At 42.1% G+C, this 12,818-nt stretch carries 12 protein-coding genes and 1 other RNA gene; 7 read left to right on the top strand and 6 right to left on the bottom strand.

What is annotated here, in order from left to right:
* Positions 1-77 precede the first annotated feature (77 nt).
* The 5 genes from kdpA to BUC20_RS25105 all read right to left on the bottom strand — a co-directional run bounded on the left by kdpA (position 78) and on the right by BUC20_RS25105 (position 5,290).
* The gene (gene kdpA, locus BUC20_RS25125) at positions 78-1,796 is read right to left on the bottom strand and encodes a potassium-transporting ATPase subunit KdpA (protein ID WP_073234625.1); all 1,719 of its coding nucleotides are present in this window, start codon (positions 1,794-1,796) and stop codon (positions 78-80) included.
* A gap of 10 nt (positions 1,797-1,806) precedes the next feature.
* Entirely contained in the window at positions 1,807-1,884 is a 78-nt protein-coding gene (locus BUC20_RS33785) for a potassium-transporting ATPase subunit F (protein ID WP_073235656.1), read from the bottom strand.
* Positions 1,885-2,153: 269 nt separating this feature from the next.
* Complete coding sequence (locus BUC20_RS25115) at positions 2,154-3,485, bottom strand: sigma-54-dependent transcriptional regulator (RefSeq protein ID WP_073234622.1); 1,332 nt, start codon at positions 3,483-3,485, stop codon at positions 2,154-2,156.
* 20 nt (positions 3,486-3,505) lie between these two features.
* Positions 3,506-4,648: a M20/M25/M40 family metallo-hydrolase gene (locus tag BUC20_RS25110; RefSeq protein WP_073234620.1), complete on the bottom strand. Its 1,143-nt coding sequence runs from the start codon at positions 4,646-4,648 to the stop codon at positions 3,506-3,508.
* Positions 4,649-4,681: 33 nt separating this feature from the next.
* The gene (locus BUC20_RS25105) at positions 4,682-5,290 is read right to left on the bottom strand and encodes a GNAT family N-acetyltransferase (protein ID WP_073234618.1); all 609 of its coding nucleotides are present in this window, start codon (positions 5,288-5,290) and stop codon (positions 4,682-4,684) included.
* A 194-nt stretch (positions 5,291-5,484) separates the two neighbouring features.
* Here BUC20_RS25105 and BUC20_RS25100 point away from each other — a divergent pair, with 194 nt between their 5' ends.
* The 7 genes from BUC20_RS25100 to BUC20_RS25070 all read left to right on the top strand — a co-directional run bounded on the left by BUC20_RS25100 (position 5,485) and on the right by BUC20_RS25070 (position 10,947).
* A complete protein-coding gene (locus BUC20_RS25100) occupies positions 5,485-6,138 on the top strand; it encodes an SCO family protein (RefSeq protein WP_073234616.1) in 654 nt (217 codons plus the stop codon).
* A 2-nt stretch (positions 6,139-6,140) separates the two neighbouring features.
* On the top strand, positions 6,141-6,563 hold the full coding sequence (locus BUC20_RS25095) for a c-type cytochrome (protein WP_073234614.1): 423 nt from the start codon (positions 6,141-6,143) through the stop codon (positions 6,561-6,563).
* A gap of 314 nt (positions 6,564-6,877) precedes the next feature.
* Positions 6,878-7,522 (top strand): hypothetical protein, encoded by a 645-nt coding sequence (locus BUC20_RS25090; RefSeq protein ID WP_073234612.1) that lies wholly within the window; start codon positions 6,878-6,880, stop codon positions 7,520-7,522.
* A 136-nt stretch (positions 7,523-7,658) separates the two neighbouring features.
* On the top strand, positions 7,659-8,300 hold the full coding sequence (locus tag BUC20_RS25085) for a hypothetical protein (protein ID WP_073234610.1): 642 nt from the start codon (positions 7,659-7,661) through the stop codon (positions 8,298-8,300).
* Between the two features lie 131 nt (positions 8,301-8,431).
* Positions 8,432-9,070, top strand: a complete 639-nt coding sequence (locus tag BUC20_RS25080) for a hypothetical protein (RefSeq protein WP_073234609.1) — start codon at positions 8,432-8,434, stop codon at positions 9,068-9,070.
* 31 nt (positions 9,071-9,101) lie between these two features.
* Positions 9,102-9,476, top strand: an RNA gene (gene rnpB / locus BUC20_RS25075) — RNase P RNA component class A.
* A gap of 64 nt (positions 9,477-9,540) precedes the next feature.
* Complete coding sequence (locus BUC20_RS25070) at positions 9,541-10,947, top strand: sigma-54-dependent transcriptional regulator (RefSeq protein WP_073234606.1); 1,407 nt, start codon at positions 9,541-9,543, stop codon at positions 10,945-10,947.
* A gap of 70 nt (positions 10,948-11,017) precedes the next feature.
* Here the strand turns inward: BUC20_RS25070 and BUC20_RS25065 are convergent, their stop codons facing one another.
* Positions 11,018-12,811, bottom strand: coding sequence for a chloride channel protein (locus BUC20_RS25065; RefSeq protein WP_073234604.1), 1,794 nt, complete (start codon positions 12,809-12,811; stop codon positions 11,018-11,020).
* Positions 12,812-12,818: the final 7 nt, after the last annotated feature.

The following is a 12,818-nucleotide window of genomic DNA, read 5'->3' as shown; positions in this document are numbered from 1 at the left end:
GATTCTAATGATTTTGCATCTTTTGATACACGGCAACTATTGCTGCGTTGTTTCTTTTGATGCAGCGCTCCATTCCGTTATTTAATCAGGGTAAAATATTCAGCTACCGGACCCAAAGTCAATGCAGGGAAAAACGCAAGTGCAGCAATGATCACAATGACTACGAACGTCATCATTCCAAAGGTTAACGTATCTGTTTTCAGGGTTCCTGCTGATTCCGGAATGTATTTTTTCGAAGCCAGTAATCCGGCGATGGCCACAGGGCCGATGATCGGAAGGAAACGTCCAAGGATCAGTATAAAGCCTGTAACTACGTTCCAGAAGGTGTTATTATCGCCAAGACCTTCAAAACCCGAACCGTTATTCGCAGCTGCTGAAGTGTTTTCATATAACATTTCAGAGAAGCCGTGGAAACCTGGATTATTTAACCAGTTGGCTGGCTTAACTGCCCAGTTTGCATCCGGAAAATAAGTAATGGTATAAGCAGCCAATGCCGTTCCTACCAGGATGATAAAGGGATGCAGCAAGGCGATGATGGAAGCAATTTTCACTTCTCTGGCCTCCACTTTATGTCCGAGGAATTCCGGTGTCCGTCCTACCATGAGTCCGGAAATGAAAACCGCGATGATGATAAAGATAAAGTAGTTCAGAATCCCTACCCCACAACCTCCGTAGAAGCAGTTCATCATCATGGCAATCAATTGATACATTCCTGTTAATGGCATTCCACTATCGTGCATCGAGTTAACAGAACCTGTGGAAATGATCGTAGTGACCGTGCTCCAATAGGCGGTAGCAGTAGGCCCAAACCTGACCTCTTTACCTTCCATGGCCCCTGTTAACTGGGAAACACCCATTTTAGCGATTGCAGGACTGCCCCCGGTTTCGCTGATGACGGTAGGAATCAGTAAGAGCATCATTCCAAGGGTCATGATCCCAAAGATCACCCAGGCCATTTTCTTCCTGCGAATGAAATATCCGAAGGCAAAGATCATCGCCACAGGAATGATCACCTGAGAGATGGCTTCTGTCATATTGGTCAGGTAATTTGGATTTTCTATTGGATGTGAACTGTTCACGCCAAACCATCCACCACCATTGGTACCAAGGTGTTTAATCGCTACAAATCCAGCAGCAGGACCTCTGGAAACACCTACTGTATCTCCCTGAAGAGAAATGTACTGGTCTTTACCTTCGTAGCTTGTTGTTGTTCCGTTAAAGGCCAGAATAATGGCAACCACTACAGATAGTGGCAATAATAAACGGGTAATAGAACGGGTAAAGAACACCCAGAAGTTACCTAAACTGGTGGTTGTTTTATCCCTGAAAGCTTTAAACAGGACTACTGCAGCAGCGATTCCCGTAGCTGCACTTACAAACTGTAAGAACATGAATACGAAATGTTGTGTGAAGTAAGTCGCTCCGCTTTCCCCTGAATAATGTTGTAAATTACAGTTGACCACAAAGCTGATGATACTGTTAAAGGCAAGATCCGGCGACTGACCAAGGTTTCCGTCCGGGTTCAGGGGAAGTTTATCCTGATAGATCAGGGCAAAAAATCCGTATACCAACCAAACCATGTTGATGGTCAACAGCGCTTTCATATGCTGTTTCCAGTTCATCGACTCCTCCGGATTAATTCCGGATAATTTATAAATACCCTTTTCAAGGGGTTTTAGAAAGTCTGTCCAGACTTTCTCACCTGCAAACATCTTTGCCAGATAAATACCTAGTGGTATTCCAATCAGCAAGGTCAGTCCGTAGGTGGCAATAATGCCAAGTAATTCAGTGTTCATAATAAATTAATTAAAATTTTTCAGGTTTAATCAGCACGTATACCATGTAGATAAATACTGCGATTGCGATAAGAAATAATGCGATCATAATTGTTAGATTTTTTCGAACCAGTCGATTGATTTGTAGAATACCCAGCACATCAGTAGCAGGGCGAGAAGTAGTGCGATTGTTAACATAAATTGTCTATTTTAGATAGCCATAGCCAATTGGCATACCAGAGTCGGGGCCAAACTCCTAAAACACTGATTACAAGGCGAAAAATCAACATTCGGTGCAAATACCAAAAATCATAAACGAAAAAACCCTTCCAAAATGGAAGGGTTTTTTATCATAATGAACCGTTATGGGTTTTCGCGTTAGCTGATCTTATATTCTTCCATTTTTCGGTATAGAGTGGTCAGACCAATCCCCAATAGCCTGGCGGTTTCCGTTTTATTACCTCTGGTATGTTTCAATACCTTATTGATGTGTTGCTTCTCGATGACCTGCATTTTCATAGAATCTTCTTCCTGAGTATCGGCATGGAACTCATAAGGCAGGAGATTAGCAGTTACCGTATTTCCATCGGCAAGGATCACCACCCTTTCCATGACGTTTTTTAGTTCCCGGATATTTCCCTTCCAGACATGCCTCATCAGCAAATCGGAAAAGCCCTCGTCCATCACAAAATCAGGCTTATTGACTTTCAGACCAAATTCCTTGAGGTAATGTTTTGCGATCATGAGGATATCCGATTTACGCTGGGACAGGTTGGGCAGCTCAATAGAAAATACGGAGAGCCTGAAATAAAGGTCCAGTCTGAACTTACCTGCTTCGGCCTCATCTTTAAGGTTCCTGTTCGTGGCTGCAATGATCCGGACGTTCACTTTGCTCGTATGGGTATCCCCTACCTTAATAAAGGTCTGGTTTTCCAATACCCGTAAGAGCTTCGCCTGAAGGTCCAGGTTCATCTCTCCGATCTCGTCCAGGAACAATGTTCCTTCATTTGCTTCTTCCAGTAATCCTCTTTTATCTTTCATCGCTCCGGTAAAAGCACCTTGTTTGTAACCAAACAATTCACTTTCCAGAAGTTCCGGATTAAAGCCGCTACAGTTCAGGGCCACAAAAGGCTTCATTTTCCTTGGGCTTTCATAATGGATGGCCTGGGCAAAGACTTCTTTTCCTGTTCCCGTTTCTCCGAGTAACAGCACCGTAGTATCTGTTGCCGCAACTTTTTGTGCCAGGTCCAGCGCCTCTTTCATCGCTTTTGATTGCCCCAGAATGCCGCTAAAACTATGTTTTTTGATGATTTTATTCTCCAGGTCGTAGACCCTGCGCTGCAGTTTTACCTTATCCATTGCTTTGTAGACCAATGGGATAATTTTATCGTTGTCATCACCTTTGGTGATGTAATCAAAAGCACCGTTCCTCATCGCCATGACCCCATCTGAGATGGTCCCAAAAGCAGTCAGGTTGATCACTTCCACATAAGGTTTGATCTTTTTAATCTCTTTTACCAGCTCCACGCCATTGATATCCGGTAGCTTCACATCACTGATCACTACGTCTACCTCCTGCATGGTCAGGGTCTTCAGTCCTTCCTTTCCGGTATTTGCCTGAAACACCTTAAATCCCTCCAGTTCTATAATCCTCGCAAGGAGGCTACAGATTTTCTTTTCGTCGTCTATAATGAGGACCGTATCTTGCATAGCTGATAATTTAGACAATATTAATAATTATCTGAGACAAGTAAGTTCTTCTTCTTTCCATGGTTGCTAAATAATGACTCCAGCAGCCAGATATAAGTCGCAATTCCTTCCCTGATTTCGTCTACAAAGATGAACTCATCCGCCATATGTGAACGGGCAGAATCCCCAGGCCCCATTTTCATGGACGGAACATCCAGCCAGCCCTGATCTGAACTTGTAGGTGAGCAATAAGTAGTCTTTCCGATTTCTTTTCCAGCCATTACCAAAGGATGATGCCCATCAATAAAGGAAGGATTCATGATGTTTGGCCGCACATTGATTTTACAGGTGGTATGGTTATAAATGGTGGTCAATATTTCTTTTGGTGTCCAGGAATGGGTAAAACGGATGTCGACCGTAAAATTACACTCTCCGGGAACAATGTTGTGCTGGATTCCTGCATTCACTTCTGTGACCGTCATTTTTACCGGACTCTGTAAATCTCCTTCAATAGGAAAGATAAAATCTGCAAACCATTGCATATCTGCAAAGGCTTTATAGATTGCATTATCGCCTTCTTCTCTTGCCGCATGCCCAGGTTTACCATAGCTGATGCAATCCAGTACCATTGATCCTTTCTCCGCAACAGCCATTTCCATCTGTGTAGGTTCCCCAACAATGGCAAAAGCGATATTCTGAAGTTCCGGCAGAATACATTTCAGTCCTTTCTCTCCGGAAGTTTCTTCCTCGGCAGTTGCAGCGAAGCAAAGGTTGTAAGGCAGGCCTGTAAATTCGTGGAAATGAAGGAAAGCCGCCATTAAAGAAACCAGACATCCTCCGGCATCATTGCTTCCCAGCCCATGCAGCTTTCCATCTTTGATGAAGGGATGAAAAGGGTCATTCTGATACGCTTTTGATGGCCTTACGGTATCGTGATGAGAATTGAGTAACAGGGTTGGTTTTGAGGGGTCGAAATTCCGGTTGTAAGCCCAGATGTTATTGAATTTTCTAAAGGTAAACACATCGTGATGGTTCAGAAAGGATTCAATCTGATCAGCAGTGTTGACTTCTTCTCCGCTGAATGAGGGAGTAGAGATTAATTTTCTAAGCAACTGGAGAGGGTCTTCAGTTAAAGTATATAAGTCGGGCAGACTGCCAGCGCTTTTTGTGGAATTGGGATTCATATGCTTTTTGATTTGATGAATTGAGTTGATGATTTAATTGGTTTTAGAAAGATATCGCTGATAAGCTTCAACCGGCATTGCCACCTGTTGTTCTGCCTGTACTTTTTCCGGATCGAATAACATGGCCGTACATAAGCAATTGCATTTTTTCTTGCCTTCCAGGATGTCGTAATTCACACAGCTTTTGCAACCTTCCCAGAATGAAGGGTCTTTTGTGATCTCTGCAAAGGTGACAGGTTCAAAACCCAATTGTGTATTCATTTTCATAATGGCGATTCCTGAGGTAATACTAAAAACCTTTGCATTGGGATATCGTCTCCTGGACATTCTGAAGATCCTGTCCTTAATGGCCCTGGCCACTCCTGTTTTACGGAATTTCGGGGAAACAATCAATCCTGAATTGGAGATGAAGTTACCGTTCTCCCAGACTTCAAAATAAGCGAAACCTACCCATTCCCCGGCGGTAGTGACTGCGATCACCGCTTTCTCATCTCTGATTTTCTGAGCCAGAGATTCCGGGCTTCGTTTTGAAATTCCTGATCCCCTGGCAATGGCAGAGGATTCCGTTTCCTGAATTATTTCATCGACGTATTTTATATCATTTATGGTAGCAATACGCACAAAGATCATTGGATTTTCCATTTCTTAATTTATTTTACCCCAACCGCTTTCAAACGGGATGCCCAAACGTGCCAGAATTCAAAAAGGCGCTTTGAAGATTAATTAAGGCTTGAATAATAATTTCATGACGCTATTGTGGCAATAGTGAACCTTATCAAAATGGCAGGGTTAATTTCATTTTAGCTACCTTTGGCGGATTCAATAATAATAAAATTATGAAGCTGAACTTTTCCTTCCCATTACCCTTTTTATTTGCGCTCGCAATCTTTATCTCATCTTGTCAGGATAGTCAGAAATTACCCATCCTGGGGCCCAGAGAGGCAGTGTCTGTTAAAAATGAAGATGGTTCTATGGGCGTAGACACCCTTTACCAGACCATTCCTGCCTTTCGCTTCTTAAACCAGGATAGTGTTTACATTACCAATGATCAGTTCAAAGACAAAATCTATATCGCAGATTTCTTTTTCACTTCCTGTACAACGATTTGCCCGACCATGCACCGGAACATGAAAAGCATATTTGAAAAATATAAAGACAATCCTGAGGTCATGTACCTTTCTCATACCATAGATTTCAAATACGATAAGCCTTCAGTATTAAAAAAATACGCACAGAAACTAGGTGTTGATGGCAACAAATGGCAGTTTGTATACGGATCAAAAGATAGCGTGTATAAACTTGCAGAACGCAATTACCTGGTTGCAGTGATGGAAGACACCACCGCCAGAGATGGTTATATCCACCAGGGCTGGTTGGTTTTAATCGACAAGCAGAAACGCATTCGTGGTGCTTACGATGGAACAGATCCTAAACAGGTCGAACAACTGACTAAAGATATTCCTGTATTACTTGCTGAGGACAAAAAATAACCATGCGCAAATTACTGATCAGTACCATCGTTTTCTGTACCCTGCTTACCATGATTTACTCTTGTCAGAGTGCAGATCAGGTAAAACAAGACATCTATTATACCAATGGCCGCGATTATTACATCAAATATTGCCAGAACTGCCATGGTGCCAAAGGTGAAGGATTGGGTGCCTTAGCTCCCCCGCTTACCGATACCGTATTTTTGAAAGAGAACAAGCAAAAGCTGGCCTGCTATATTAAAAACGGAATGAGCGAAGCCATCACCATACACGGGCAGAAATATGAAGGTAAAATGCCGGACTTTCAAACTCTGGCTTCTATAGACATCGCCCAGATTATCGTTTACATCACCAACTCTTTTGGCAACAAACAAGGGATGTATACTTTAGAACAGACTTCTACCGACCTGAAGAACTGTAAATAACCTCTTGCCTTAGCCGGCACAACACCCGTCCAACAGGACCAAATACCCCCTTTCAGCGCTCCCAGCCTGAATTTGCATAAAAATATTACAAATGATTCCCTTAGAAAAAACAGAGTTTTTCTGAGGGAATATCGTTTTAGCATTTCCCCAATCAAGTAAACAACAATAAAAAATTCCATAGTCTTTAATTATTTCATAATAATTTAAAAGATTCTACATAATATTGTTTACACACACAAATGAAATCATTATGAGTTCCACCTCCATCAACATTGGATTAAAGACACATTGATGATTTTTTAAAAATCTATCAAATGAAAAAATCATTGTTACTATTTGTAGCGATGGTGACTGGTATGGTCGCCAATGCTCAGTACGAGAATGCCAAACAGGTATTCAGTAGTCCAAAACTGCAGGAAGCAGTAAAAACCCACAAATTGGTCGCGATTTTACCTTTCGAGGTAAAGATGACCTATAAAAAGCAACCCCGGGATTTCGATATAGAAACCAACCGGGAGAAGGAAAGAGAAAAGGCCTATTCTATTCAGTCCAGCATCTACACCTTTCTGCTTCGTAAAGCCTCAAAGTATACGGTAGAATTTCAGGACGTGGAAAAAACCAATGTGCTGTTAAAGAAAGCAGGAATGACCGATAAACTCGGGGATTTCACCAAAGATGAAATTGCTAAAGCCCTGAATGTAGATGCAGTAATTGCTGGCAAATTTGAAGCTGAACAGTCAAAATCTGAAGCAGGAGCCATTGTAACTACCGTATTATTCGGAGGAATGGGCAGCAAAACCGGATCAGGAGCATTGACGATGATGGTAAATGATGGCCCTACAGGAGATTTATTGTGGCGGTTTTTCAAAAGCATGAACGACGATGTATTCAGCTCAAGCGATGAGCTCATAGACCGCATGATGAGAAAAGTTTCCAGAAACTTCCCTTACAGCAAATAATTTTTTTAACCCCTGAATTGGCCTGGTGGTTCCGTTTCCCCCCCCCTGAACGAATCACCAGCCAATTCTCATCTTCTTATCAGATGATAAAGCAGGTCTGTTTATGATTGCTTCATCATCATTAAAATATATTCCAATGAAAAGGAGCTTTTTATTATTAGCAGCAATGACCATCGGTATGATGGCCCATGCACAATTCGGTTTTCCCGCCAGGACAAAACAGGTATACACCAGTCCTGATCTGAAAAAAGCAATGAAGGACTATAAAGTAATTGCAATTTTGCCAATAGGAACACAACTCAGCTTTAAAAGCCAGGTTCCATACCTCAACGAAAGAAATCAGGCGATTGAACATACCGGATTGGCCAATCAGTCCAGACTATATAGTTATATCTTACCCAAATCCCACCGGATGAAAGTAGAAATTCAGGACATTGAAAAAACCAATCTATTGTTGTTGAAGTCAGAAATGAGCAGCAGGCTGGATCAGTATACAAAAGAAGAAATTGCAAAAATTCTAGGTGTAGATGCCATCATATCCGGACTGTATGAAAGTAATGCTTTTCTTAAACAGGGCGAGATGAAGATCGATACTGCTTCACTCTCTGTAAAGATGCCAGGAACTTCAACCATAGTTAAGAATACACTTACACTTGTACTTTATGACGGGCAAACCGGAAAACAAATGTGGAGGTTTTACGATCACGATCAACAATACAGCTATATATCCGAATATCTGATAGAAACAGCGGTAAAAAGCATGCCTTTCATCCGATAAACGTTGTTTTTCATATCTTTAATAAATTCAGGGTAATCGCGCATTGTCCCGCTTACAAATGGCAATGGGTATGCTGATGAAACGACCATAAGCATACCCCTTACCACTGAACATCAATAAAATATATTCCTATGAAAAAATACCTTTTATTATTCATTGCAATGACCATTGGAATGATCGCCAATGCACAGCTATTCAGTAACAAACAGATATTCAACAGCCCGGACTTAAAAAAAGTAACGGAAAAACATCAGATCATCGCCATTTTACCTATCGGAACAAAACTGAGTTACCGGAGCCAGATCCCTTACCGGATTGAAGGTGATGAAAATACGGACAGAATAAATACAGGTCTCGCTACTCAATCCAGGTTCTTTAGTTATCTCCTGCCTAAATCAGGTAAGATGAAAATCGAAATCCAGGACATTGAAAAAACCAATCTTTTATTGACGAGAGCGGGAATGGACAACCGGTTGGATCAGTATACGAAAGAGGAAATTGCAAAAGCCCTGGGTGTTGATGCCATTGTTTCCGGCTTATTCGAAAAAGACACTTTTATTTCAGAAGACAGAAGTGCTACCGATTCTGCAGCTGTCATCAGGCACTTATCCAAGACCTCCATTTCTGTCAGGACCGCCGTAACCTTTACGCTTTACGACGGACAATCGGGAAAACAACTGTGGAGATACTATAATTTTATCTCGGGCACCGCTGATCAGGCAGATTATTTGATAGATGCGGCAGTAAGAAACTTCCCTTATATCAAATAAGCGCCGTTTTTTTATATCTTTGCAACACAAAAATGCAAGCCGTTCTATCGCTGCGATTTATCGGAGAGGAAAGTCCGGGCAACACAGAGCATCCCGCTTCCTAACGGGAAGAGGCTTAGGATTGAAAACCTGAGTTATGGAAAGTGCCGCAGAAAACATACCGCCGATGGCTGTAAAGCACAGGTAAGGTTGAAAACGTGAGGTAAGAGCTCACGAGTATTCCGGGCAACCGGATTGCTGGTAAACCCCGGGAGTTGAAAGACCAAATAGGCTAACGCATGTAGGGCTGCTCGTCCGATGTTAGCGGGTAGGTCGTTAGAGATAAATGGCAACATTTATAGTGGATTAATGGTAGAAATTCTGAGCAATCAGTTTACAGAACCCGGCTTACAGGCTTGCATTTTTTATTTTATCACTCCTTGTGATAAAAGTAATATATTCGTATCTAATAAAAATGATGAGCACTACCTATGGCAAAATTGTTAATAATTGATGATGAACGAGCAATAAGAAGCACTTTACGTGAAATCTTAGAGTATGAGAACTATGATGTTGAAGATATTGATAATGGTATAGATGGCTTAGAACTGATTAAGAAAAAGAAATTCGACCTGGTATTATGTGATATCAAAATGAATAAAATGGACGGAATGGAGGTGCTGGAACAGGCACTTGCTTACAGTCCGGATCTTCCCTTTATCATGATCTCCGGCCATGGAACTGTAGAAACCGCAATTGAAGCCAGCAAAAAAGGAGCCTTTGACTTCATCTCTAAACCACCTGATTTAAACAGGTTGCTGATCACGGTAAGAAATGCGCTGGACAGAGGCACATTGGTTACAGAAACCAAAGTCCTTAAAAGAAGAGCCAGCAAAACAAGAGATATATTAGGTAGTTCCGAAAGTATCGGAAAAATAAAAGAAACCATTGAGCGTGTTGCCCCTACTGATGCCCGTGTATTGATTACCGGAGCAAATGGAAGTGGTAAAGAACTGGTGGCAAGATGGCTGCATGAGAAATCAAACCGTGCAGATAGTCCTTTAATTGAGGTCAACTGTGCTGCCATCCCTTCAGAACTAATTGAAAGTGAATTATTTGGTCATGAAAAAGGATCTTTTACCTCTGCGGTAAAACAAAGGATCGGTAAGTTTGAACTGGCCAATGGAGGAACCCTTTTCCTGGATGAGATTGGCGACATGAGCCTTTCTGCACAGGCAAAAGTATTACGTGCCCTTCAGGAACATAAAATCAGCCGTGTAGGTGGTGAAAAAGAACTGGAAGTCAATGTAAGGGTCCTTGCTGCGACCAATAAAGACCTGTTAAAAGAAATTGAAGACGGTAACTTCCGTATGGATTTGTACCACCGTCTGAACGTGATCAATATCCACGTTCCTCATTTAACGGAACGTGTGGAAGACATTCCTGAAATTGCACAAAACTTTCTGGAAGAGATCTGTAAAGATTATGGCATGCCAGCTAAAAAGATCAGCGACGCAGGAATGTCCGCGCTTCAGGCCCTGCCATGGACAGGTAACGTCCGCGAGCTGCACAACATGATCGAACGTTTAATCATCTTAAGTGACAAGTCTATCACAGAACATGATGTTGCTGCATTTGCAAATCCCGGAGGAGGAACAAATATTGGCGCTGCACACAGTTCATCTGCAACTGCACAAGTGGTAAAACCTGCCACGCCAAACTATGATAACTTCAATAATTTCCAGGATTACAAAGACTATGCAGAGAAAGAGTTTATCAAATTCAAGCTGGAAAAGAACAACTGGAACGTCTCCAAAACTGCTGATGACATCGACATTCAACGCAGTCACCTTTACAGCAAGATTGAAAAGTTTGGATTAAAAAGATCCACAGAATAGTATAAAAACAAATACAAAAAAGGCCAGCTTCCAAATACAGATGCTGGCCTTTTTTGTATCATCAAAATTCTTATTCCATATAATCCGCTTGTCTGCTCAGCAGTGCGCGGTATTTATTAAAGATGGCCGTTTTAGAGACAAAACCAATATACTTGTCCTGTTCGTTTAAAACAGGCAATAACCAGGCATTTTCCTTTTCCATTTTTTGCAGGACCAGCTTCATAGGATCGTCCATCCTGAGGGTATCCGGTGCCACCACCATGAGGTCATGGGCAGTCATCTCCTGATGATCCGTATTGTTAATTGCCTTTTTCAAGACATCCTCTACATAGATCAAACCTTTAAAACAAAGGTCCTCCCCTCCGATCACCGGAAAAAGATTTCTTTTAGATTGCAGGATCTCATTTAACCTTTCAGAAATCACATCATCCTCATTCAGCACCAGATAATCTCGCTCCACCAGGTATTTCAGCTTCATCATGTTCAATACTGTAGTATCCTTATCCTCATGAGAAGACAACTCCCCTTTTTCGGCCAGTGGTTTGGTATAAATAGAGTACTTATTCGCACTGCGGTTGATCAGGTAAGAAATGGCCGAAGTGATCATCAAAGGAACCATTAACACATAACCACCTGTAATTTCCGCGATCAGAAAGATCCCGGTAAGAGGTGCATGCATGATGGCACTCAGCGAAGCTGCCATTCCGGCAACAATGAAGTTGGCTACATTCAGGTGGGCAATCCCAAGGGTATTGACGGTATAAGCCACCATGAATCCCATCAGGCCTCCCATGATTAAACTTGGCGCAAAAATCCCTCCGTTTCCACCGGCACCTAAAGTGATCAGTGTGGCTGCAGATTTAGCAAATAGCGTGATCAATGTAAACAATAACACTACCCATGGTAAGTTACTGTAAGATGAAAAGATGCTGTTATTGATTACCGCAAAGTAATTTCCTCCTAACAGGTTCTTAATCGTAATGTAACCTTCACCGTATAAAGTAGGGAATAAAAACACCAGTAAGCCCAGCATCAAACCGCCCAATACTACCTTTTTATAAGGATGATTGATCTTGTAAAAGAAGCCCTTTATAAAGCTGTTCGCTTTGGTGAAATAGATCGAAAAGAAACCGATTAAAGCAGCCAGGATCACATAATAGATCAGGGCATCCATTTTCCATCCTTCAGTTACGAGGAAGAACAATTGCTCATTATAAAACAACCTCGCCACCACTGCCGCAGTTGCGGAAGCCAGCAACAAAGGAATAAAGGCCGGAATAGTGAACTCAGGCAACAGAATTTCAATCGCGAACACAATCCCTGCAATCGGACTGTTAAATGCGCCAGCGATCCCCGCAGCAGCACCACAAGCCAATAACATCGTCGTCTCCCTGTAAGACAAGCCCAGGAAACGGCCAACCACAGAGCCAATCCCTGCGCCACTCGTTACAATAGGTGCTTCCAGACCCGTTGAACCCCCAAAACCTACGGTCATGGCAGCAGTAATGATCTGAGAGTAAATGTTATGGGGTTCTACCTTACTCGACTTCCTGGAGATGGTGTATAACAAGGGAGTTAGACCTGTTTCAAATTTTCCTTTTCTAATGAACCTGCGGACATACATGACCGACAATAAGATCCCTATGAAAGGAAAAAAGAAAAAGAGATAATACTTGTACTCCCAATGAAATCCTGTCTGCAGGAAGTCTTCAATATGATGCGTAATTGTTTTCAGCAAGGAAGCGGCAAGTCCGGCAAGGACACCTACAATCAATGCGGCAATCACCAAAAAGTTTCTGTTTGAGATTTTCGTCCTCCGGTATTGGTTAATTGCGTCTACATAATTTACCAGCCGTACATACATATCTTTT

This window comes from Pedobacter caeni (assembly GCF_900129215.1).
In the GTDB taxonomy this organism is placed as follows: Bacteria; Bacteroidota; Bacteroidia; order Sphingobacteriales; family Sphingobacteriaceae; genus Pedobacter; species Pedobacter caeni.
This window is presented reverse-complemented; position numbering and strand designations above follow the sequence as displayed.